Consider the following 23,636-nt stretch of genomic DNA (forward strand, 5'->3'; position numbering starts at 1 on the left):
GCCGCCGGGCGCGTTCGCCGGACGGCGTGTCAGGGCGAGCCGGACCGCCGCGTCGGCGGAGACCGGGCGGCCGTCGGCGGTGTGGTCGGGGAGGCCGCTGTTGCGGTCGAGCAGGGCGCGCAGGGTGATGCGGCGGCCGTCGTGGCCGTTGCCGCGGACCAGTCCGGGCGGCAGCCGGTCGACGGTGCCGGACAGCCGCAGCCGTCCCTCCCCGGCGAGTTGGAGCACGACCACGGCGACGAACGTCTGGGTGACGCTCCCGGCCCGGAACCGGTCCGCCCGGCGGATTCCGGGCCCCGTCGAGCGGAAGACGTCGTACGGTGCGGGGGAGTCCCGGCGGGCCTGCAGCGTCGCGTGGGGCGCCGCCCGTGGCGACGAGCCGGGGAAGGTAGGCGGCGGCGGGCGTGAGGTGTGGTTCCCTGGGCAGGGGCGTCGTGCCCGGTCCCAGCAGCGCCGGCGGCAGCGGGACGGTCCACGGCGCCCGGAGTTTCGGCATGGCGGAGACCCCCCTTTTCCGGGACACATCATGACGGGCCCGCGGACCCGGCACCATGACCGGTCCCGGGGTGAGGGACAATGAACGCTCTGCCAGGGCGGGTTGATCGCAGAGGGGACGCATGTCGGAGGCGGAGCAGGCACAAGGGCCCCAACGGGACACGGACGGACGTCTTCTCGCGGGGCGGTACCGGCTCGGCGAGGTGCTCGGCCGGGGCGGAATGGGCACGGTCTGGCGTGCCGTCGACGAGACGCTGGGCCGTACGGTCGCGGTCAAGGAGCTGCGGTTCCCCTCGGCCATCGACGAGGACGAGAAGCGCCGCCTGATCACGCGCACCCTGCGCGAGGCCAAGGCGATCGCCAGGATCCGCAACAACGGCGCGGTGACGGTCTTCGACGTGGTCGACGAGGACGACCGGCCGTGGATCGTGATGGAACTCATCGAGGGCAAGTCCCTCGCCGAGGCCATCCGCGAGGACGGGGTGCTGACGCCGCGGCGCGCCGCCGAGGTCGGTCTCGCGATCCTCGACGTGCTGCGCTCGGCGCACCGCGAGGGCATCCTGCACCGCGACGTGAAGCCGTCCAACGTGCTGATCGCCGAGGACGGCCGGGTGGTGCTGACCGACTTCGGCATCGCCCAGGTCGAGGGCGACCCGTCCGTCACCTCCACGGGCATGCTCGTCGGCGCGCCCTCGTACATCTCGCCGGAGCGCGCCCGGGGGCACAAGCCGGGCCCGCCCGCGGACCTGTGGTCGCTGGGCGGACTGCTGTACGCGAGCGTCGAGGGGGTTCCGCCGTACGACAAGGGTTCGGCCATCGCCACCCTGACCGCGGTGATGACCGAGCCGCTCGACCCGCCGAAGAACGCCGGGCCGCTCAAGGAGGTCATCTACGGCCTGCTGGCCAAGGATCCCGGCCAGCGGCTCGACGACGCGGGCGCGCGCGCCCTGCTCGACGACGTGATCCACGCCCCGGAGCGGACGGAGCCGCCCGCCGAGGCCACCCAGCTCATGAAGCTGCCCGGACAATCCGCCGAGGGGACCGCCAGGACGGCCCCGAAGCCCGGCGAGCCGGCCGAGGGCACCCGCGACCGGCTGCGCGGCGCGCTGCGTTCGGTGCGCGGCCCCAAGGCCGCCCCGGCCGCCGCCGCCCCGGTCACCGCCCCGCCCGCACCGCCCTCGCCCCCGGCCGCGAAGAGCGCGTCGGCCCCCGCGAACGGCGCCACCCGCCCGGCGAGCCCCGCCCCGGCGGCGGGCCGGGCGGGCGCCGCCGCCGTGCCGCCGCAGCGCTCGGCCGGGTCCCCGCCCGCGCCTCCCCGCGCGTCCCTCACGGACGTGGTGCCGCGCCGCACCCTGGCGATCATCGCGGCCGTGATCGTGCTCGCCGTCGTCGCCACGGTCCTCGCGCTCACGCTCGGCGGAGACGACAAGGCCGACGCGAACGGCGCCGGGGCCAAGGGCTCCGCCTCCGCCCCGGCCGCCCCCTCCGGCGGCTCCCCGGGGACCGACGGCGGCGGAAAGCCCGTGGACCAGGACAAGGGCAAGGGCCAGGGGCAGGGCGACCAGCAGGGAAAAGGTGACGCCCCGGACCGGGCGACCGACGGTCCGAAGGGCGACGAATCCGACGACGCGCTGCCCGACGGCTACAAGCCCGTCACCAACAAGCGCTACCACTTCACGATGGCGATGCCCGAGGACTTCCGGTTCGACCAGGTCTCCGGCCGTGACTCCGGCGGCATCTACAACGCCGACGGCGGCTTCCCGCGCGTCCAGGTCGACTACACCGACTCGCCGGGCGGCGACGCCGCCGCGGCCTGGAACGCCGCGAAGAGCGGCGTCGCGGCCACCAGCAAGGGCTACCGGCACCTGGGCGTGAAGAAGGTCGAGTACAACGGCTACCCGACGGTCGCCGACTGGCAGTTCGAGCGCACCCAGCAGGGCGAGCGGGTCCGCGTGCTCAACCGGGGCTTCAAGGCCGACGCGACCCACGGCTACGCGATCATGATCAGCTGCAAGGCGAGCGAATGGGACGACGAGGAGTGCCGGACCCTGCGCGAGACCGCGTTCGCCACCTTCGCGCCCACCGGCTGATCCACTGACTGATCCACTGACTGACGCACCAGCCGATCCACCGGGCCGATCCCCGGCCGGTCGCCGGCCGATCCCCGGCTGATCCACGGGCGGAGGAGGGGCGGGACGGGCGGGCCCCGGGGCGGGGCTGTCAGGCGCGGCGAATCGTGAGAACCTGAAGACCGTACGCGGCCGGTGTGACGGTCAATCGCCCGTCGGGCGGCCGCGCTTGAGGTACCGAGTGGTCTTCATGACCGGGGGTAAGCGCGCTCTGGGGAGGCGTCATGGACGACTACGCGGGTCGGGTTCTCGCTGACCGCTACCGCCTTCCGCTGCCCCCCTCGGACGCGTACGAACTGGTCGAGACCCGGGCGTTCGACACCTACAGCGGGCAGGAGGTGCTGGTCCGTCAGGTGCCGTTGCCGGAGGTGGTGGACGCCGAGGTGCTCGACGCCGACGGGCCGGTGCCGTCGGTCCGGCAGGTCACCGGGCGGGCCGTGCGACGGCCCGCGGACCCGGCGGTGCGGCGGGCCGTCGAGGCGGCCCAGGCGGCGGCCCAGGTCCCCGACCACCCCCGGCTCGACCAGGTCTTCGACGTGTTCGCGGAGGCCGGATCGCTCTGGATCGTGAGCGAGTTCGTCGCCGCCCGCCCGCTCGCCGCCCTGCTCGCGGAACGCCCGCTCAACCCCTTCCGCGCCGCCGAGATCGGCTCCGACGTGCTGGCCGCGCTGCGGGTGCTGCACGCCCACGGCTGGACCCACCGGAACATCACCGTCCGCACGGTGCTGGTCTGCGACGACGGCCGGGTCGTGCTGACCGGCCTGGCGGCCGGGGCGGCCGAGGAGGCGCTCTGCGGATACGTGTCGACGCCCCGGCCCGACGACGACGAGGACGACGACCTCGGCTACGGCCGCCCCTCGGGCGGACCGGACCCGGCGGGCGTGTTCGCCCCGCCGCCGCCCCCCGCCCCGCCCCGCCCGGCGGAGCTGCCGGCCTCGCCGGGCCCGGTGTCCGTCGACAAGGGCCGCCCGCCCGCCGGCGCCGACCCCGCCGACGACGGGTACGAGGACGGGTACGGCGACGGCGCGTACGCCGAGGACGGACCCGGCGACCGGGAGGGCCGCGACCCGGACGACGAGGGCGTCTACCGGGCGGCCCGCGACCCGTACGGCGAGGAGTTCTTCGGGGAACGGGGGAGTGGGGACGGGGAGGACGACGACCGCTACGGCGACGACGCGTACCCCGCCCACGACGCTCCCGAAGGCCACGGCGCGTACGGCGACCGCGACGCTCCCTACGTCCGTGGCGCATACGACGGCCACGGCGCCCGCGGCGGGTACGACGACCGGTTCGGACCCCGCGCCGGGGACGGGCGCGGCGACGGGCCGGGCCGCGACGCGCGGAGCGCCTCGGCGGCCGGGCTGGAGGCCGTGCGACGTCCCATGACCCCCGCCCTCCCGGCCTACGCGCCCGGCGGGGACGAGGCGCCCCGCCCCCGGACCGGGGCCGTCGTCGCCCATCACGAGGACGCCCGCGCCGCGCGGGCCGACGAGGAACGGCACGGCGCCGGGGAGCCCCGGTCCTACGGAGACGGGGACGACACGGCCCCGCTGCCCGTGCAGCGCCCCGCGGGCCCGGGGGAGGCCGGGCCGCCCGCCCCCGTCGGCCGCCCGAGCCCGGCCGGGCCGTGGGACGCCGACGACGGCCCGGAGGGCGACGAGCCGTACGCGGCGCGCCCGTACGACGACGCGTACGGCGAAGGCCGCGTGCGGGACGACCGGCCGTTCCCCGGCCGCGACCGGGACGCCGAGGGGCGCGCCGCCCGTGAGCCGTACGCCCGGGGCCCGTACAACCGCGACGCCTACGCCAACGCCCTGTACGCCGAGGACCCGGACCCCGAGGCCTCCTACGGCGACGCCCCGTACGGCGACGAGGCCGACGGCCGGGACGACGCGGACCGGGACGGCCAGTCCCCGCCCAACCGGCGGCTGCACCTCACCGGCGTCTGGAGCGACGGCCCCGAGGACGGAGGGCCCGTCCCCGCCGGGGGCTCCGGCGGGATCGCCGCTCGCGCGGACACCCGGCTCCCCGACGGGCCCCCGGCGCTGCCGGCCCGCCGCGACGAGCCCGCGGACCCGCCCGGGCCGGACCACCGCCCCGTCCCCGTCGAGCCGCCCGGCCGCTGGGACGACCTGGTCGCGAGCGGTCGCGCCGAAACCCCGTACCGGGGCCCCGACACCCCGCTCGCCGCCGAGCGCGCCCGGCAGGCCCGGATCGCCGTCGTCGGCGCGGTCACCGAGCGCTGGGCGCCCGAACAGGGCGGGCCCATACACGAGAACTGGCGGCTGGCCCCGCCGATCGGCCCCGCCACCGACCTCTGGGCGCTCGGCGCGCTGCTCTACCGCGCCGTCCAGGGCCATGCCCCGTACCCCGAGGAGAACGCCGCCGAGCTGGTCCAGATGGTGTGCGGGGAGCCGCCCGCCTTCGCCGAGGAGTGCGGCCCGCTGCGCCCCGTCGTGGAGTCGCTGCTGCGACAGGACCCCACCGACCGGCCGGACGTCGAGGAGCTGAGCGGCTGGCTGCGCTCCCTGGTGCGGTCGGCGCCCGAACCCGAGGCCGGAGCGGACGTCGTGACGCTGCCGTCCGACGACGCCGCCCGGCTGCCCGTCGTGCGCCGCCGGGGCGAACTGGTCCGCAGGCGCCGCTTCGGCCGGGGCGCGGCCCACGGCCGCCACCGGCACACCCGCGAACGCCCGGAACGCGTCGACCGAGTGGAGCGCGTCGACCGCCCGGAGCACGCCGGCCGCCCGGAGTACGCCGAGCGGCCGGAGCACGCCGAGCCGCCCCGGCCGCGGAAGCCGCCCAAGCCGCCGCGCGAGCCCAAGGGGCCCAAGGCGCTGCGCACCCCGCCGCCCGCCTCCCCGTACGGCGAGACGCGCTCGCCGCGGCGGCTCGGGCTGCTGCTGCTGGTGCTGATCCTGCTGGCCCTGGTCGCCGCCGTCGGGTACGCCGTGTTCTTCCTGCCCAAGGCGGACGAAGGCCCCGCCGCCGGGGCCGCGGGCCCGGACACCTCGGCGTCCGGCGACCCGCGCCCCGGCGCCGGCACGCCGGGCGACCAGCCGTCCGCCCGGGCGCCCGGCGCGCAGCAGCCGCAGACCACCCGCTCCGCCGTGGCCCTCGCCGCCGGATACGCCCTGCGCAAGGACCCGGAGGGATTCGAGCTCGGCGTGCCCGAGGACTGGCGGCGCACCCCCGCCAACACGGACCGTCAGGTCCGGTACCGGGGCGACGGTTTCACCCTGCTCGTGGTCCCCGGCCGGGACGCCGTCGAGGACGGCGGGGCCGACCCGCTGGCGTACCAGGCGGACGAGGAACGGGAGTTGCGCCCGTTCCGCGAGTCCACCTGGTCCGGTTCGAGCGGTCTGCGCCGGATCGACGTAGGCCGGCAGTCCATGGCCGAGGGGCAGTTCACCTGGCAGGACGCCGACGGCCGGGAGGTCTTCGCCCGGAACCTCGCCATGGTCGTCGACGGCCGCTACCACGTCATCCAGGTCATCGGCCCGGAGAGCCGCCGTGACGAGGTCTCGGACATCTACCAACAGGCCGTCTCCTCCTATCGCGTGACGCGCTGAAGCCTTTTCGACCCCCCGATCCCGCGGCCCGCCGGCGCGGCGGCGGAGCGACAAGCATCACAGTGCGGTCACCACGGGGATGCGAGGTTCCGTGGCCGGGAGCCCCTCCGTAATCTGGCCTCCGGACGAACGGGGCGCTGATACGTGGAACGATCACAGGGTACGGATGCGGGACTGGTGCTGGCCGGAAGGTACCGGCTGGGCGAGGTCCTCGGGCGCGGCGGCATGGGGAAGGTCTGGCGCGCCCATGACGAAGTGCTGCACCGTACGGTCGCCGTCAAGGAACTGACGGCCGGACAGTACGTCGCGGAGGCGGACCGGATCGTCCTGCACGCGCGCACGCAGAAGGAGGCCCGCGCCGCCGCCCGGATCACCCACCCGGGCGTGGTCACCGTCCACGACGTGATCGAGTACGACAACCGGCCGTGGATCGTCATGCAGTACGTCGACGGCCCCTCCCTCGCGGACGCGGCCAAGGAGGCGGGCGAGATCGAGCCGCGCGAGGCCGCCCGGATCGGCCTCCACGTGCTGGGCGCGCTGCGCGCGGCACACGGCGCAGGCGTCCTGCACCGGGACGTCAAGCCGGGCAACGTGCTGCTCGCCGCCGACGGCCAGGTGCTGCTGACGGACTTCGGGATCGCGGCGATCGAGGGCGACTCGACCATCACCAGGACCGGCGAACTCGTCGGCTCCATCGACTACCTGGCCCCGGAACGCGTCCAGGGCGACGACCCCGGCCCGGCGTCCGACCTGTGGTCCCTCGGCGCCACGCTCTACACCGCGGTCGAGGGCCGCTCGCCGTTCCGGCGCACCTCCCCGATCTCCACCATGCAGGCCGTCGTCACCGAGGAGCCGCCGGAGCCCGGGCGGGCGGGCCCGCTGGCCCCCGTGATCACCGCGCTGCTCCGCAAGGACCCCGGGGACCGGCCGTCGGCGGCCGAGGCGGAACGGATGCTGCTCGACGCCATGGAGGGCCGCACGCCGCAGGCCGCCCAGGCGTACGTGCCGACGCAGCGGGTTTCCGACGAGGCGCTGCGCGCGGTCGGTTCGGACACCGCCGCGGGTGCGCCCGGCACGGCCCGGCTGCCCCAGCCGCCCCAGGGGTCCGCCGGCGGCGCGGCGGCCGGCCCGGCGTCGGCCGCGGTGACCCGGCGCGGCCGGGGCCGGTGGCGCACGGCGGTGCTGGTCGTGCTCGCCGCCGCGCTGATCGGCGGCGGCGCGGGACTCCTCGCGATGCGGTACGCGGGCGGCGACGACGACACCGCCGCCCGGCGGGACGCCGCGGGCGCCCGGGCGACCGGCACCCCCGGCGCCCGGACGGGCACGCCCCCGGCGGAGACCGGGACCGCGCCGAGAACGCCCGAGGTCACGAAGGAGATACCCGACGGCTGGCACCGGGTGGACGACCCCGAGGGCTTCAGCCTGACCGTGCCCGACGGCTGGGAGCGCCGGGCGACCGGCAACCAGATCGACTACACCCCGGACGGCGGCGTGCACTACATCCGGATCAGCGTCGACCCGGACCCCGACTACGAGAACGCGTACCTGCACACGCTGAACCTGGAGAAGCAACTCGCCGAGCGGCTCCCCGGCTACCGGCGCGAGAGCCTGCGCTCCAACATCTACCGGGACCGCCCGGGCTCCCTCTGGGAGTTCACCTGGACCGAGACCAAGAACCACCCGGGCCCGCGCCACGCGATCGACCAGATGTACTTCGGGGAGACGGGCGGCCCGGAGTACGCGCTCTACATGACGGGACCGGCGGAGGACTGGGACACGACCCGCGCCCAGTTCGACACGATGCTGCGCGGCTGGCGGGCCCCGGGCGACTGAGGGCCGCGCCGGGGGCCCGACGGCGCCCGGCGGCCCCGCCGCGTCTTCGCGCCGGGCCCGAATCCGGCCCCGGCGGGTGGAAGGGGCCCTGATCAGGGGCTTCGTTGCCAGCGATCGCTGGCTCGTTCGAAGGGTGTGTGAAAACCTGTTACCCACGGGTACCCAAAGGGCGCGGCTGGACGTACTCTCGGCCCCATGACGGACTCGCAGGCCCCCCAGCCCACCCCCGAGGCCCAGGCCGCCGCTTCCGCGGCCCCGGTCGGCGTCAACCCCGTGGCCGCCGTCCCGGCGGGCGCGCGCACCGCCGCCGACGTGGTGACCCCCGAGGTGGTCGCCCGGCTGACGCGCGGCGTGACCGGCTCCGGCCGCACCGCCAACCACACCCCGTTCACCGGGGAGAAGCTGGCGGACCTGCCCGAGTCCACCCCTGAGGACGTGGCGGCGGCCTTCGAACGGGCCCGTGCCGCCCAGCCGGCCTGGGCCGCGACCCCCGTGCGCGCCCGCGCCGCCGTCCTGCTCCGCTTCCACGACCTCGTCCTCGACCGGCAGGCCGAGGTCCTCGACCTGATCCAGCTGGAGACCGGCAAGGCCCGGCTGCACGCCCACGAGGAGGTGCAGGCCGTCGCCGTCGCGGCCCGCCACTACGGGCGCCGGGCCGCCGCGTATCTGCGGCCGAAGCGGCACACCGGCGTCGTGCCGACCCTCACCAAGGTCACCGAACTGCGCCAGCCGCGCGGCGTCGTCGGCCAGATCGCGCCGTGGAACTACCCGCTCGAACTGTCCGTCGGGGACGCGCTGCCCGCGTTCGTCTCCGGCAACGCCGTCGTGATGAAGCCCGACACGGAGACCGCGCTCACGGCGCTGTGGGCCCGGGACCTGCTGATCGAGGCCGGACTGCCCGCCGAGGTGTTCCAGGTCGTCCTCGGCGACGGACCGGTCGTCGGGCCCGAGGTCGTCAAGCACGCCGACTACGTCTCGTTCACCGGCTCCACCCGCACCGGCCGCGAGGTCGCGCGGGGCGCGGCGGCCCGGCTGGTCGGGGTCTCGCTGGAGCTCGGCGGGAAGAACGCCATGCTGGTGCTGGAGGACGCCGACGTGGAGAAGGCCGCCGCGGGCGCCGTCCGCGCCTGCTTCTCCTCGGCGGGCCAGCTCTGCATCTCCATCGAGCGGCTGTACGTCCACGAGTCGGTCGCCGACGACTTCGTCGCCCGGTTCGCCGCCCGGACGAGGGCGATGCGGCTCGGCAGCGCCCTCGCCTACGGCGCCGACATGGGCTCCCTGGTGAGCGAACGCCAGCTGGAGACCGTCACCCGGCACATCGCGGAGGCCGTCGAGAAGGGCGCGACCATCGTCGCCGGCGGGGTCGCCCGCCCCGACATCGGCCCGCTCTTCCACGAGCCGACCATCCTGGACGGCGTCGAGGCGCCGATGGCCGTCTGCTCCGAGGAGACCTTCGGCCCGGTCGTCTCGCTCTACCGCTTCCGTGACGAGGACGAGGCGGTCGCCCTCGCCAACGCCACCCCCTACGGCCTGAATTCCAGCGTCTGGACCAGGGACTCGCGGCGCGGCCACCGGATCGCCGCCCGGCTGCGCACCGGCACGGTCAACATCAACGAGGGGTACGCCCCCGCGTACGGCAGCGTGCAGTCCCCGATGGGCGGCATGAAGGACTCCGGTCTCGGCCGGCGGCACGGCTCCGAGGGCATCCTCAAGTACACCGAGGCGCAGACCGTCGCCCAGCAGCGGCTGATCCCGCTCGCCCCGTCCTTCGGCATGGACGACGCGGGGTACGCGGCGTTCATGACGCGGAGCCTGAAGGCGATGAAGGCGTTCCGCCTGCGCTGAGGGCCCGTCACGCCGTCGTACGTCCCGCCCTTTTCGTACCGAGGAGAGCCATGCCCCAGGACAGCCCTGCCCGGAACCGGACCGCCTCCCCGGCCGGCGCCGCGCACGCCGCGCACGCCGCGCACGACGACGCGGCGTACGACTACGACGTGCTGGTCGTCGGCTCGGGCTTCGGCGGCGCGGTCTCGGCGCTCCGGCTGACCGAGAAGGGTTACCGGGTCGGGGTCCTGGAGGCGGGCCGCCGCTTCACCCGGTCCACCCTCCCCAGGAACTCCTGGGACCTGAAGAACTACCTGTGGGCCCCCGCCCTCGGCCTCTACGGCATCCAGCGGGTGCACCTGCTCGGCAAGGTGATGGTGCTGGCCGGGGCGGGCGTCGGCGGCGGCTCGCTGAACTACGCCAACACCCTCTACGTGCCCTCGGCCGCGTTCTTCGAGGACCGGCAGTGGGCGTCCATCACCGACTGGCGGAGCGAGCTGAAGCCGTACTACGACCAGGCCAGGCGGATGCTCGGGGTCCGGCTCAACCCGACGACGACCCCCTCCGACGTGCATCTGAAGGCCGCCGCGCAGGCGATGGGCGTCGGCGACACCTTCCACCACGCCCCGGTCGGCGTGTTCTTCGGGGACGGCGAGGACGCCGACGGCACGGCACGGGCGAAGCCCGGCGGCACGGTCGGCGACCCGTACTTCGGCGGCGCGGGCCCCGCCCGCCGGGCGTGCACCGAGTGCGGCGAGTGCATGACGGGCTGCCGCCACGGGGCGAAGAACACCCTGGGCGAGAACTACCTCCACCTCGCGGAACGCGCCGGGGCCGTCATCCACCCGATGACCACCGTCGTCGCGGTCACCGACCACCCGGAGGGCGGCTACCGCGTCCTGACCGTCCCCACCGACCGCCGCCGGAAGGCGAAGCCCACCCGGCTGCGGGCGCGCCGGGTGGTCGTGGCGGCGGGCACGTACGGAACCCAGACCCTGCTGCACACCATGAAGGACCGGGGACTGCTGCCCCGGATCCCGGACCGGCTCGGCGAACTGACCCGCACCAACTCCGAGGCGCTGGTGGGCTCGCAGACCACCGACCGGCGTTATCGCGGGAAGCACGGCGCGGCGCGGGCCGACTTCACCCGGGGCGTCGCCATCACCTCCTCGGTCCACCCCGACGAGAACACCCACATCGAGCCGGTCCGCTACGGCAAGGGCTCCAACGCGATGGGCGCGCTGTCCATCCTCCAGGTGCCCTACGGCGGCCACCGGGTGCGGGGCTGGCTCGGCAACGTGGCCCGGCACCCCGTGCTCGCGCTCCGCTCGCTGTCCAACCGCCGCTGGTCGGAGCGGACCATCATCGGACTCGTCATGCAGTCGCTGGACAACTCCCTGACCACGTACCGGAAGCCGGGAGGCGTCGGCAAGGGGCTGCTCACCGCCCGGCAGGGGCACGGCGCCCCCAACCCGACGCAGATCGAGGCGGCCACCCGCGGGGCCGCGCTGCTCGCCGAGGAGATCAACGGCTTCCCGGGCTCGAACGTCGGCGAGCTGATGGGCACCCCGCTCACCGCGCACTTCCTCGGCGGCTGCCCGATCGGCGCGACCGCCGAGGACGGGGTCATCGACCCGTACCACCGTCTGTACGGCCACCCCGGCATATCGGTGGTGGACGGGGCCGCGGTCTCCGCGAACCTCGGCGTCAACCCCTCGCTCACCATCACCGCGCAGGCGGAACGCGCGATGTCCTTCTGGCCCAACAAGGGCGAGGACGACCCGCGCCCGGCCCAGGGCGAGGCCTACGAGCGGCTGGCCCCGGTCCGGCCGAGGTCGCCCGCGGTGCCGGAGGACGCGTTCGGCGCGCTGAGGCTGCCGTTCCTCGGCATCCCGGCGGTCCCGCCGAAGGAGGAAGCGGCCCCGCCGAAGGAGGAAGAGGAGCGCTGAGCGCGGCCGGGGCGGAAGGGGCTGCACCCCCCTCCAAGTGCAGCCCCTCCGTGTGCGCGGCGCCGGGCGCCACGCGACGGACATCACACCCTCACGGGGCGTGACCGGCCGTTTCGCATGGTTGACCCGTGATGCGCGGCGATGGTTGCCCGGCGGCTTGGAAATCCCTGTGTGACGCCACTCACGTCACTGCTGGGGATGGTGGGGCCGGAGCGACGTACGGGGTCGGAGAGGCGCCGGAGAGACGCGCGAGGCGGGCGAGACGCGCGAGGCGGGCGACGGGCCGGGCGCCGGCGCACGCGGGGCGCGGGGCGCATGGCTCCCGAACCGGATACGGCCGGTTCCGGGCGTCCCCGGAACCGGCCGTTGAAGTGACCGGGCTGCTGTCCCCTGCCGACCGGTCACGCACGCCGGGACGTGGTCCCACGGCGCACCTGCAGTACGCCTCACGCTCCGGCGGAGCCACGCGTGGTTTCCTTCCAATGCCGCCCCTGGCTGGCACGGACACCGGGACCAACGAAGCCGTCGCGGGCCCGGTCACGCGCCGTACGGGTGAGACGGGCCCGAACTGGGATACGCAGCGTCCCCGGCTCCCGGACACGGCCCCGGCCCCCGGGCGGGGGGCCGGTCCCGGGCAGGGGCGGCGGTCCTTGGCAGGGGCCCGTGTCCGCGGCCGCCGTCAGGCCCGGCCGCGGCACAGCTCCAGCAGCGTCATGGCGAGCGAGGTGCCGGGCTTGCCCAGCGCGTCCCGGTACTGGGCGAGGATCTCCATCTCGCGCGAGAGGTTGATGCGTCGGCCGCCCGAGGTGATCCGGGCCTCCTGGATGACCGCGGAGACCGCCATCCGTTCCTGCACGAGCCCGATGATCCGGTCGTCGAGCGCGTCGATCCGGGACCGCGCCTGGGCGATCAGCGCGGCGGCCTCCTCGGTGCGCGCGCCGGTCTTCTCGGCGGCGTCCCCGGAACCGGAATCCCCGGCCGGGGCCGGGGCCGTGTCCGCGTCCGGGGCGGGCGGCGTGGCCGTGCCCGCGAGTCCGGCGGCGGTGGGGGCGGTGGCGGCGGTGCTGGTCATCGTGAGACTCCTCGTGGGGTGCGGACCCCGGAGCCGACCGGTCCGGAACGCCGAGACGCCCCGGGCCTTTCGGCCCGGGGCGCCTGGAACGTTGCTTGTCAGCGGATCAAGCAGCACGACCATGGCAGCCGGCGGGCCGGATGCCATAGGTAAAGACGAAGGTCGTGTGCTGACGCATGGGTCCAGTATGGACCGCCCGCGCGGCCCGGGCGACACCGCGACCGGATGGTGAGACGTCGCCCCGGCTCTCCGGGGGCCGCCGCCGCCCGCGGAACGGGGCCCTCGCCCCCACGTCACGACGGCCGGCTTCGCGCCCCCGGTAGAATCGGGAGGACCGACCCCTTTTTCACCGCCGGAAGGCCGCCCCGTGCCAGCAGCACCCCCCGCCGCCCCCGACAACGCCACCGACGTGGTCCTCGTTGTCGACTTCGGGGCACAGTACGCCCAACTCATCGCCCGACGCGTCCGTGAGGCCCGGGTCTACAGCGAGATCGTCCCGTCCACGATGCCGGTGGCCGAGATGCTGGCCAAGAACCCCCGGGCGATCATCCTGTCCGGCGGCCCCTCGTCGGTGTACGAGGAGGGCGCGCCCACGATCGACCGTTCGCTGTTCGAGGCCGGGGTGCCGGTCTTCGGCATGTGCTACGGCTTCCAGCTGATGGCGACCTCGCTCGGCGGCACCGTCGACGACAACGGCGCCCGCGAGTACGGCCGCACCCCGCTCGCCGTCTCCAAGACCGGCTCCACGCTCTTCGAGGGCACGCCCGCCGAGCAGTCGGTCTGGATGTCGCACGGCGACGCCTGCTCCGCCGCCCCCGAGGGCTTCACCGTCACCGCGTCCACCGACGTGGTCCCGGTCGCCGCCTTCGAGAACGACGAGAAGAAGCTCTACGGCGTCCAGTACCACCCCGAGGTCATGCACTCCACGCACGGCCAGCAGGTACTGGAGCACTTCCTCTACCGTGGCGCCGGCATCGAGCCGACCTGGACCACGAGCAACGTGGTCGAGGAGCAGGTCGCGCTGATCCGCGAGCAGGTCGGCGGCAAGCGCGCCATCTGCGCCCTGTCCGGCGGGGTCGACTCCGCGGTCGCCGCAGCCCTCGTGCAGAAGGCCATCGGCTCCCAGCTGACCTGCGTGTACGTCGACCACGGTCTGATGCGCAAGGGCGAGACCGAGCAGGTCGAGAAGGACTTCGTGGCCGCCACCGGCGTCCAGCTGAAGGTCGTCGACGCCTCCGAGCGGTTCCTGGACGCGCTGGCCGGGGTCTCCGACCCCGAGCAGAAGCGCAAGATCATCGGCCGCGAGTTCATCCGCGTCTTCGAGCAGGCACAGGCCGAGATCGTCGCGGAGGGCGCCGCCGACGGCGAGGACGTCGCGTTCCTCGTCCAGGGCACGCTCTACCCGGACGTCGTCGAGTCCGGCGGCGGCACCGGCACCGCCAACATCAAGTCCCACCACAACGTCGGCGGTCTCCCCGACGACATCGAGTTCCAGCTCGTCGAGCCGCTGCGCAAGCTGTTCAAGGACGAGGTCCGGATGGTCGGACAGGAGCTCGGCCTGCCCGAGGAGATCGTCCAGCGCCAGCCGTTCCCCGGCCCCGGGCTCGGCATCCGGATCGTCGGCGAGGTCACCCGGGAGCGGCTCGACCTGCTCCGCGAGGCCGACGCCATCGCCCGCGAGGAGCTGACCGCGGCCGGCCTGGACCGCGAGATCTGGCAGTGCCCGGTGGTCCTGCTCGCCGACGTCCGCTCCGTCGGCGTCCAGGGCGACGGCCGCACCTACGGCCACCCGATCGTGCTGCGCCCGGTCTCCTCCGAGGACGCCATGACGGCCGACTGGTCGCGCCTCCCGTACGAGACCCTCGCCAGGATCTCGACCCGCATCACCAACGAGGTGGCCGACGTCAACCGCGTCGTGCTCGACGTGACGAGCAAGCCGCCGGGCACCATCGAGTGGGAGTGACCCCGCGCCCAGCGCCCGGGAACACCCCCTCACCAGGGTCAACGCCGATGCCGTCGCTCATTCGTTTGGGCGGCGGCATCGCCGTTTCCGCTGGGTACGCTGGCTGAGGAGACGAGACTCTGCCCCATGGGAGCAATCATGAGCGCCGCACCCGAGCATGAGCTGAATGAGAAGTACCGCTATCCCGTTCCCCCGCCCGAGGGGTGGATCGCGGAGGACCTCGACCGGCTTCCGGACCTGCCGCCTCACACCGAGCTGATCGACGGGAGCCTCGTCTTCATGAGTCCGCAGACCAGGTTTCACATGCGCACTATGCGTCTGCTGGAGCACTGCCTGCTCGATCAGGCGCCGGACGAACTCGACGTGTTCAGGGAGTTCAGCGTCAGGATCGACAGCCGGAACAGGCCGGAGCCGGATCTGCTGGTGGTCCCGTTCGGAGCGGACACGGGGCCCAAGCACACGTCGCTCAGCCCGGAGGACCTCGTCCTGGCGGTCGAGGTCGTGTCGGACGAGTCCAGGGACAGGGACCGTGAGGTCAAGCCCCGGAAGTACGCCGCTGCCGGCGTCGTGCACTTCTGGCGGGTGGAGGAAGGGGCGGACGGCCTCCCCGTCGTGTACGTCTACGAACTCGACCCGGCGCTGAGGGCGTACACGGCGACCGGCATCCACCGCAACAGGCTGAAGCTGGACCTCCCCTTCCCTCTGGACATCGACCTCACCACGATCAACCAGCGTCGACGGCGGGAGCTGTAGGAGCGCCGCCCCGGCCGGCTCCCCGGCGCCCCTGGTCACTTCTCGCGGCCGGGGGTACCTTCCGACCCCCTACGTCCTGGGAGCCCGAGGAGTCGCCATGCCCGAGCCCACGCCCGTACCGGTGGACCAGCTCCGCTTCGTGATGCCGCCCGTCCACGAGTCGGCAAAGGAGGAACGCGCCCACCGCAAGGAGCGGCTGGCCGGGGCGCTCAGGCTGTTCGGGGAGTACGGGTACGAGGACGGCGTCTCCGGCCATCTCACCGCACGCGACCCGGAGTTCGCCGACTGCTTCTGGGTCAACCCCTTCGGCGCGCCCTTCGACGGGCTCGCGGCGGACGACCTGATCCTGGTCAACGGCGACGGGCAGGTCGTCGAGGGGCGGCACCACGTCAACCAGGCGGCGTTCACCGTTCACGCGCAGGTGCACCGGGCCCGCCCCGACGTCGTCGCCGTCGCGCACGCCCACTCCGCGCACGGGCGGGCGCTGTCCGCGCTCGGTGAGCTCGTCGAACCGATCACCCAGGAAGCCTGCGCCTTCTACCAGGACCACGCCCTGTACGACGCGTACACCGGGGTCGCGGTCGACGAGGAGGAGGGGCGGCGGATCGCGGCCGCGCTCGGCGGGCGCAAGGCGATCGTGCTGCGCAACCACGGGCTGCTGACGGTCGGCGGCTCGGTGGACGCGGCGGCGTGGTGGTTCATCTCGCTGGAACGCTGCTGCCAGGTCCAGCTGGCGGCGCGGGCGGCCGGGAAGCCGGTGCTGATCGAGCACCGCGACGCCGTCGCCACCCGGGAGCAGCTGGGCGGCGACCTGGTCGCGTGGGTCAGCTTCCAGCCGCTGTGGCGCCGGATCAGCCGCGCCCTCCGGCACGTCGACGAGTCCCCTCTTCCGGTGATATCGGACGACTTCTGACGGCCGGATCGTTCGCACATTCTTGCGATGTTTGTCGGTGCGTCTCCCCGATGCGGCCCGAGGCCCTTTCGTACGGCACAATTCGCAGCAATCACAGTCGAGTTGACTGGACCGTGGCTGGATCGGGGCTGGAAAGGGCGGCGTTCTCCGTGGCGTTGGACGAGGCGAGGGCGAGCGGCACGCATGGCGGCGGCTGCACCTGCGGAGGCTGCCCGCACGGGGCGCGCGAGGGCCATCGGCGCGCGGTGGCCGCCTTTCTGACCAAACGGGACGAGTTCGCCGCCGGGCAGGGGCTGCCGCCCGGGGTCGCGCAGTCCGTCTCCGCGACCCGGCAGTGGGTCTCGGACGAGCTGACCGAATCGGCCAGGACCGTCGCGGAACGGGGCCGGGAGGCGGGTGAGGCCTGGCTGTACCGGGTGTGGCGGCGCACCCTGATCGTGGTGTGGGGAGGCCTGGCCGTGCTGGTGGTCGCCGAGACCGCCACCGCCATCGGCGCGGGCTGGACCAACGCCCGCACCGCCGGGCTGATCGCCGGGCTCGTCACCGCGGCCCTGCTGAGCGGCGCCGCCCATGTCCACCGGGCCCGCGGCGGCCTCCTCGCCCCGGTGATCGGGGAGGACAACCGGCTCTCCACCTCCCGGGCGGTCGCCGCGTCCTGGGTGCTGCTCGCCGTCTTCTCCGTGCTCGTCCTGGCGCTCCAGCTCGCCGGCGCCTCCCACCCCGCCGAGCGCGACGCGCTGATCGAGGGGCTCGACCTGGCCCGGGGCGCGGGGGTGGTGACGGTGCTGGCGCTGGCGTGCGCCGTCGCCGTGGTGGTGCGCCGGGTGGTGACCGTACGGGCGCTGTCCGGGCGGCTCCAGAAGCTGCGGGCCGACCGGCCGCGCGCCGCCGATCTGCTGACCGACGACTCGGGGCGGGGCAGCTTCACGGATGTGCAGTACGTGCTGGTGAGCACCGTGGCCGTGCTGTTCGCCGCGGTGCGGCTGGCCCGCAGGCCCGAGCAGCTGCCCGATCTGCCGTGGGGGCTCGCGCTGCTGGTCGCCGTCTCGGCGGCGGCCTACTTCGCCGGGAAGTACGTGGAGGGCGGGCGGCCGGTGGTGCTCTCGGTGGTCCGGTCCCGGGAGGCCGGGGACCTGGACGCGGCGATCCGCACCGGCGACGACATCGAGATCCGGGGCGCCGGGTTCGTGCCGCCCGGGGCCGGGGCCCCGGACCGGCTGGCCGGGCTGGTCGTCCGGATCGGCCGGGTCCATGTGCATGTGCCGCTCGTCCCGGTCGCCGGCGGTTTCGCCAACCCGTCGGACGGCGTGCTGACCGTCCCGGTGCCGGTCGACGTGGAGCCGGGCCGGGTGGAGGTGCAGGTGGTGACCGCCGCCGGGGTGGAGACGAACCGGGTGGAGATCGAGGTGACGGACTGACCGTCCGCCGCTCGTGAGCGCCGGGCCCCGCCGGCCGGCCGTTCGAGGCGGGGGACCGACCGCCGGCCGCCCGCGGACCGGGCCCGGCCGTCCGGCGTCCATGCGCGCCGCCCATCGTCCGACGCTCATCGCACGCCGCCCGTCGCCCGCCGTCGGAGTCGCTCCATCCGGCCGGACGGCCCACCGGGGAGGCGCCGCGCGGCCCGTCCTACGTATCGTCTGATGACGCGATCACGGAAGGATGGGGCATTCTCATGCAGGGTTTGCAGGATGTGCCGGGCCTGCGAGGGTACGGCACGACAACGTACGGCACCGGCCGGCCGCGAGGGTTCAGGGAGCTGGCGCGGGAGCACGCGCTGCTGCCCCTGCGAATCTTCCTCGGCATCACCTTCGTCTACGCCGGGATCAACAAACTGACGACTCATGGCTTCTTCCGCGCGAGCGGCCCGGAGTCCGTCGGCGACATGATGCGCTCGGTGCGCGACTCGTCCGCCGTCCCGGCCCTCGTCGACCTGGCGCTGAAGAGCCCCGGCGGCTTCGGCTATGCCATCGCCATCGGCGAACTGCTCGTCGGCCTCGGCACCCTGGTCGGGCTGTGGGGACGGCTCGCGGCACTCGGCGGGGCGCTGATCTCGCTCAGCCTGTGGCTGACGGTGAGCTGGCAGTCCCAGCCGTACTACATGGGCAACGACCTGGCCTACCTCATGGCCTGGCTGCCGCTGCTGCTCGGCGGGGCCGCCACCTTCTCGCTGGACGCCCTCCTCGCGTCCCGGCGGCGGCGGATCGTGTAGTTGATCCAGGTCACGGTGACGGCCAGCCAGAGGCCGCCGAGGAACAGCGGGAGGAAGAAGACCCACGGGGCGTCCCAGACGCCCGCCGCGTCCGCCGCGTACCCGAACGCCAGGGCCAGCATGACCAGGCCCGCCACCGCCCGGCCGGGACGGAAATCATGACGCAGCACGGGTGACCTCCACCTGTCCGATGCCGACTTCCAGAGTGAGCTCGACCGTGCCGGCCGGCTTGCCGCCGGGGGCCGGCGGCAGCGTCCGGTGCTCGGTCAGCGCCGGAGCGACGTCCATGTCGCTCGGCCGCCCGGCCGGCGCGCCCCCCGCCCGGTCGACGGGCAGCGTGATGTCGCCGAGGCCCGCCCGCGCGTCCACCCGCACCGTCACCGCCTTCGGCACCACGACGAGCAGGCGGCCCGCCCCGACCCGCACCGCCGTCGCGACGGTGGTGCCCTCGGGGACGGCGACCTCGCTGAGGTCCAGCCGGGCCTGGCCGGTGCCGAGCTCGTAGTGCGGCCGGACCGCCGCCGCCGTGGCCGGCCGCCAGCCCTCGCGCATCCACTGTGTGGTGATGTCCTTCGGCAGCGCGGACGCGCCCGCCAGCAGCGCCGCCGTGATCATCGCGAGCATGACCGTGCCGAACCCGGTCCGGCCGAGGAACGAGCTGACCAGCATCCCGAATCCGAACACCGCGAGCGCGCCGGCCAGACCGAACTGCAGGCTCGTGCCCAGCGGATGCCCGTCCCAGGTCAGCCCCGTGCCCACGCCGCCCGCGATCAGCGCCAGCACGAAGACCAGCCCCCCGATCGAGACCGGGCCCGTGGTGCCGGGCTCCCGCCCGGGCGGCCGGAACGGGTCCCGCGGATCCGGACCCCCGGGGCGCGCGGACCGCCGCCCGCCCACCGGGGTGTCGGCCGGCCCCCACAGATAGCCGCGCGCCACCGGCCCCGTCGTGCCGTCCTTGACGATCGGGTCCCGCCACCACGACGGGCTGCCCGGCGTCGGCGGCGCCTTCACCTCGGGCGGCGCGTCCGCCACCGCCTGCGCGGTCGCCGGGTGCAGCGGGTCCTGCGGCGCCGTCCTGCGGTTCTGCGTCCAGACGGCGAAGCCGACCACGGCCAGCGACAGCATCGCGGAGAACGCCAGCGTGCCGCCGTTGCCCAGCATGGAGAGGAACAGCCCGCAGCCGATCAGCGCCAGCAGCACCGCGACCAGCGACGCCCCCTCGACGCGGCCGGACAGCAGCCTGCGCGCCTCGTTCTCGTCCTCCCCGTCCAGGGGGATCAGCAGCCAGGCGAAGCCGTAGAAGATCAGCCCGATGCCGCCGGTGACGGACAGCACACCGAGCACGATCCGGAAGATCACCGGGTCGACGTCGCAGTACCGGCCGAGCCCGCCGCACACCCCGGCCACGACCTTCTGGCGCGGGCTGCGCCGGAGTTGCGGCCGCGGTTCGGGGGGCGGTGCGACACCGGGGGAGGCGTCCTGGGGAACGGTCATGCCTCCATGGTGACGGCCCGGCCGCCCGTCCGGGACCCGCCCCCACCCTGGCCGGTCCCTGATATTGCCCCGGTGCGGCCCCTGAGGGACGCGTCCGGGGCACGGCCCGCCGGGGGCTCCGGGCCCCGGCCGGACCTCGCGGGGCGCGTCCGGGCGCACGGGCTCTCAGGGTGGAGTCCGGGGCGGACCCTGATGCCGGGGCCGGACCGCTCATGTGACCATCGGTGCATGCAAGCCGCCACGCCCCGGGCCAAGAGCTCCGTCAGGACCGAACCGGAGGAGCCGCCGTCCCGCAAGCTGTACCGCAGCGCCGACGGACGGCTGCTCGGCGGCGTCGCCCGCGGCCTCGCCGGACACCTCGGGCTGCCCGTCGTCTGGGTGCGGTTCCTCTTCGTCGGCCTGTTCTTCGCCGACGGGCTGGGCGCGCTGCTCTACGCCGTGTTCTGGATCGTGGTCCCGCTCGGCGTCGGCGGGGTGGAAGCGCCGCGCTCCTTCTTCGAGACCGCCCCGGACGGCACCCGGCGGCTCCGCAAACCCGACAGGGGACAGGTCTTCGCCCTCATCGCGCTGTTCGTCGGCGCGATGATCTTCGTCGGCAACGTCGACATGGGCAGCGGGGCCGACCGCTACATCTGGCCCGCCCTGCTGATCGGCGCCGGATCCGTGCTGGTGTGGCGGCAGGCCGACAACGCCCGCCGCGCCCGCTGGATGGAGGCCGGCAACCGCCGCCGGGTGCTGCACCTGGCGCGCGGCCTCGCCGGGGTCGCCCTGGTCGGCCTGGGCCTGGCCGTCTTCATGGTGGTACGCGGCTCCGCCGCCCAGCTCGGCAACGTCCTGACCGCCGCGATCGCCGTCCTCACCGGCATAGCGCTGCTGGCCGGCCCGTACCTGGTGCGCATGACCCAGGACCTCTCCGAGGAACGCACCATGCGCATCCGGGCCCAGGAACGCGCCGAGGTCGCCGCCCACGTCCACGACTCGGTGCTGCACACCCTCACCCTGATCCAGCGCAACGCGGAGGACGCGGGCGAGGTCCGCCGGCTGGCCCGCGCGCAGGAACGCGAGCTGCGCAACTGGCTCTACAACCCCGAGGGCACCGGCAAGGACGAGGACGACGAGCCCGACACCCTCGCCGAGGCGGTCAAGCGCGCCGCCGCCGAGGTCGAGGACAAGCACGGCGTCCCGCTGGAGGTCGTGGTCGTCGGGGACTGCCCGCTCGACGAGAAGCTGGGCGCACAGATGCAGGCCGCGCGCGAGGCGATGGTCAACGCCGCCAAGTACGGTGGCGAGGGCGGAGCCGTACAGGTCTACGCCGAGGTCGAGGGCCGCACGGTCTTCGTCTCGGTCCGCGACCGGGGCCCGGGCTTCGACCTGGACTCCGTACCGGGGGACAGAATGGGCGTACGAGAGTCGATCATCGGCCGGATGCAGCGCAACGGCGGCACGGCGCGGCTGCGTTCGGTGCCCGGCGGGGGCACGGAGGTCGAACTGGAGATGGAGAGGGCGAGCGATGACGGAGACCACTGAGACGGCCGGGCAGCCGGGGGCGGGACCGGCGCGCCGGGTGCGGGTCGTGCTCGTCGACGACCACCGGATGTTCCGCACCGGCGTCCAGGCCGAGATCGGCCGCACCGAGGAGACGGGCGTCGAGGTGGTCGGCGAGGCCGCCGACGTCGACCAGGCGGTCACCGTCATCACGGCGACCCGCCCCGAGGTCGTCCTCCTCGACGTGCACCTGCCGGGCGGCGGCGGCGTCGAGGTGCTGCGCCGCTGCGCCCCGCTGATGGGCGCCGTCGAGAACCCGGTGCGGTTCCTGGCGCTGTCCGTCTCGGACGCCGCCGAGGACGTCATCGGCGTCATCCGCGGCGGCGCCCGCGGCTACGTCACCAAGACGATCACCGGCGCCGATCTGGTCGACTCGGTCTTCCGGGTCCAGGAGGGCGACGCGGTGTTCTCGCCCCGGCTGGCCGGTTTCGTGCTCGACGCGTTCGCCTCCACCGACGCGCCGCCGGTCGACGAGGACCTGGACCGGCTGACGCAGCGCGAGCGCGAGGTGCTGCGGCTGATCGCCCGCGGCTACGCGTACAAGGAGATCGCGAAGCAGCTGTTCATCTCGGTGAAGACGGTGGAGTCGCACGTCTCGGCGGTGCTGCGCAAGCTCCAGCTGTCGAACCGCCACGAGCTGACCCGCTGGGCCACGGCCCGCCGCCTGGTCTGACGGCGCCGGCCGCGCGGGGCCGGCGCCCGGTGGGGTCCCCGCCCGGGTCCCCGCCCGGCGGGGCGCGGGTCGGGGGCCGTCGCCGGCCTCCCCGGGGGGCCTACGCCACCCGGGTCGCCCCGGCGAAGGGCATCTGGTCGACGGGGGCGATCCGGACCGGCGCCCCGGGGCGCGGGGCGTGGATCATCCGGCCGTCGCCGATGTACAGCCCGACATGGCTGACGCCCGAGTAGAAGAACACCAGGTCGCCCGGGGCCAGTTCGGAGCGCGACACCCGCCGCCCGGCGTTGATCTGGGTGTAGGTGGTGCGCGGCAGCGAGACGCCGGCGGAGCGCCAGGCGGCCTGGGTGAGCCCCGAGCAGTCGTACGCGGACGGGCCGGTCGCGCCCCAGACATACGGCTTGCCCAGCGCCCCGTAGGCGAAGGCGACCGCCGCGGCGGCCCGGGCGTTCGACGCCCGGACGGGGCCGCGCTCCAGGTCGCGGCCGGCGCGGTCGCCCGTGCGGGCGCCGTCCGCGCCCGCGTACGCGGCGCGCTCGGCCGGGGACAGGGCGGAGAGCAGGCGCCGCGCCTCGGACAGCTTGGCCTGGATCGTCGCCCGGTGCCGCTTCAGCTCGGTCCGGCGCGCCTCCAACGCCGCCAGCTTCCGCCCGGCCTCCGCACGCAACTGGCCGATCCGGGCGACCTGCCGCCGCACCGCGTCGACCTCGGCGGCCCGGCGGTCGCCCAGCCGCTCCAGGTACGAGGCGCGCTCCAGGTACTGGTCGGGGTCGGACGAGAGGGCCAGCTGCACGGACGGGTTCAGCACGCCGCTGCGGTACTGCGCGGCCGCGAGCGACCCCAGCGCGCCGCGCGCGGCGTTGAGGCGCTCGGTGCCGCGGGCGGCCTCGTCCCGCAGCGCGTCGACGGCCTCGGCGGTGGCGGCCACCCGCTCCTTGGCCCCGTTGTACTTCTCGGTGGCGACCTCCGCCTCGCGGTAGAGCCGGTCCGCCTCGGCCTCGACCTGGGCCGGGGTGCGCCGCGGATCGGCGTGGGCGGAGCCCGGCAGGGCGGCGGCGGTCGCGGCCCCGGCGAAGGCCAGGGCGGCCGCGGTGCGGGCAGCAGTGCCGGTGTACGGGCGCTGCTTGGGTTTCCGATGCGCTGCCACGGGGGCGTGCGTCCTTCCTGGCGACTGCCCGCCGGGGACTACCGGCGGGCCCGCCCGGGCTCCGC

General features: G+C 74.8%; 17 protein-coding genes. 12 read left to right on the forward strand and 5 right to left on the reverse strand.

The genetic code is table 11. The annotated features are described in order from the left end of the window. Positions 1-528 (reverse strand): serine hydrolase domain-containing protein (locus WA762_RS33460; RefSeq protein WP_335941221.1); only part of this gene is annotated, 528 nt, incomplete at its 3' end. 89 nt (positions 529-617) lie between these two features. Here WA762_RS33460 and WA762_RS33465 point away from each other — a divergent pair. From WA762_RS33465 to WA762_RS33485, 5 genes are all read left to right on the forward strand, one after another. Next, positions 618-2,585, forward strand: a complete 1,968-nt coding sequence (locus WA762_RS33465; RefSeq protein ID WP_335941223.1) for a serine/threonine-protein kinase — start codon at positions 618-620, stop codon at positions 2,583-2,585. 263 nt (positions 2,586-2,848) lie between these two features. Further along, positions 2,849-6,196 (forward strand): protein kinase, encoded by a 3,348-nt coding sequence (locus WA762_RS33470; RefSeq protein WP_335941225.1) that lies wholly within the window; start codon positions 2,849-2,851, stop codon positions 6,194-6,196. Positions 6,197-6,340: 144 nt separating this feature from the next. Continuing rightward, on the forward strand, positions 6,341-8,029 hold the full coding sequence (locus WA762_RS33475) for a serine/threonine-protein kinase (RefSeq protein WP_335941227.1): 1,689 nt from the start codon (positions 6,341-6,343) through the stop codon (positions 8,027-8,029). Between the two features lie 195 nt (positions 8,030-8,224). Then, positions 8,225-9,874: a succinic semialdehyde dehydrogenase gene (locus tag WA762_RS33480; protein ID WP_335941229.1), complete on the forward strand. Its 1,650-nt coding sequence runs from the start codon at positions 8,225-8,227 to the stop codon at positions 9,872-9,874. Between the two features lie 50 nt (positions 9,875-9,924). Then, on the forward strand, positions 9,925-11,802 hold the full coding sequence (locus WA762_RS33485) for a GMC family oxidoreductase (RefSeq protein ID WP_335941231.1): 1,878 nt from the start codon (positions 9,925-9,927) through the stop codon (positions 11,800-11,802). Positions 11,803-12,481: 679 nt separating this feature from the next. On the opposite strand, the gene WA762_RS33490 is transcribed toward WA762_RS33485, so the two are convergent. After that, positions 12,482-12,874 (reverse strand): chorismate mutase, encoded by a 393-nt coding sequence (locus WA762_RS33490; RefSeq protein ID WP_335941233.1) that lies wholly within the window; start codon positions 12,872-12,874, stop codon positions 12,482-12,484. Between the two features lie 367 nt (positions 12,875-13,241). On the opposite strand from WA762_RS33490, the gene guaA reads away from it, so the two are divergent. From guaA to WA762_RS33515, 5 genes are all read left to right on the forward strand, one after another. Next, positions 13,242-14,837, forward strand: coding sequence for a glutamine-hydrolyzing GMP synthase (gene guaA / locus WA762_RS33495; RefSeq protein ID WP_335941234.1), 1,596 nt, complete (start codon positions 13,242-13,244; stop codon positions 14,835-14,837). Positions 14,838-14,975: 138 nt separating this feature from the next. After that, on the forward strand, positions 14,976-15,590 hold the full coding sequence (locus WA762_RS33500) for a Uma2 family endonuclease (protein ID WP_335941235.1): 615 nt from the start codon (positions 14,976-14,978) through the stop codon (positions 15,588-15,590). A gap of 97 nt (positions 15,591-15,687) precedes the next feature. Beyond that, the gene (locus tag WA762_RS33505; protein WP_335941236.1) at positions 15,688-16,503 is read left to right on the forward strand and encodes a class II aldolase/adducin family protein; all 816 of its coding nucleotides are present in this window, start codon (positions 15,688-15,690) and stop codon (positions 16,501-16,503) included. A 149-nt stretch (positions 16,504-16,652) separates the two neighbouring features. Beyond that, positions 16,653-17,921: a hypothetical protein gene (locus tag WA762_RS33510; protein WP_335941257.1), complete on the forward strand. Its 1,269-nt coding sequence runs from the start codon at positions 16,653-16,655 to the stop codon at positions 17,919-17,921. Positions 17,922-18,175: 254 nt separating this feature from the next. Further along, positions 18,176-18,712 carry a DoxX family protein gene (locus WA762_RS33515; RefSeq protein ID WP_335941238.1) on the forward strand — a complete coding sequence of 179 codons (537 nt, stop codon included), beginning with the start codon at positions 18,176-18,178 and terminating at the stop codon, positions 18,710-18,712. Here the strand turns inward: WA762_RS33515 and WA762_RS33520 are convergent. Together WA762_RS33520 and WA762_RS33525 are read right to left on the reverse strand one after the other, a co-directional pair. Beyond that, complete coding sequence (locus WA762_RS33520; RefSeq protein WP_335941240.1) at positions 18,619-18,882, reverse strand: hypothetical protein; 264 nt, start codon at positions 18,880-18,882, stop codon at positions 18,619-18,621. The genes WA762_RS33515 and WA762_RS33520 overlap by 94 nt on opposite strands. Further along, a complete protein-coding gene (locus WA762_RS33525; protein ID WP_335941242.1) occupies positions 18,869-20,206 on the reverse strand; it encodes a PspC domain-containing protein in 1,338 nt (445 codons plus the stop codon). Before WA762_RS33525 ends, WA762_RS33520 begins: the two co-directional genes overlap by 14 nt. Positions 20,207-20,434: 228 nt before the next feature. Here WA762_RS33525 and WA762_RS33530 point away from each other — a divergent pair, with 228 nt between their 5' ends. Further along, positions 20,435-21,733, forward strand: a complete 1,299-nt coding sequence (locus tag WA762_RS33530; RefSeq protein ID WP_335941243.1) for a PspC domain-containing protein — start codon at positions 20,435-20,437, stop codon at positions 21,731-21,733. After that, positions 21,717-22,424, forward strand: coding sequence for a response regulator transcription factor (locus tag WA762_RS33535; RefSeq protein ID WP_335941244.1), 708 nt, complete (start codon positions 21,717-21,719; stop codon positions 22,422-22,424). The genes WA762_RS33530 and WA762_RS33535 overlap by 17 nt, the downstream gene beginning before the upstream one ends. A 100-nt stretch (positions 22,425-22,524) precedes the next feature. Here WA762_RS33535 and WA762_RS33540 read toward each other — a convergent pair whose 3' ends face one another. Then, entirely contained in the window at positions 22,525-23,571 is a 1,047-nt protein-coding gene (locus WA762_RS33540; RefSeq protein ID WP_335941246.1) for a C40 family peptidase, read from the reverse strand. Between the last annotated feature and the right edge of the window lie 65 nt (positions 23,572-23,636).

It is taken from the genome of Streptomyces tyrfis, assembly GCF_037034285.1.
Lineage (GTDB): Bacteria > Actinomycetota > Actinomycetes > Streptomycetales > Streptomycetaceae > Streptomyces.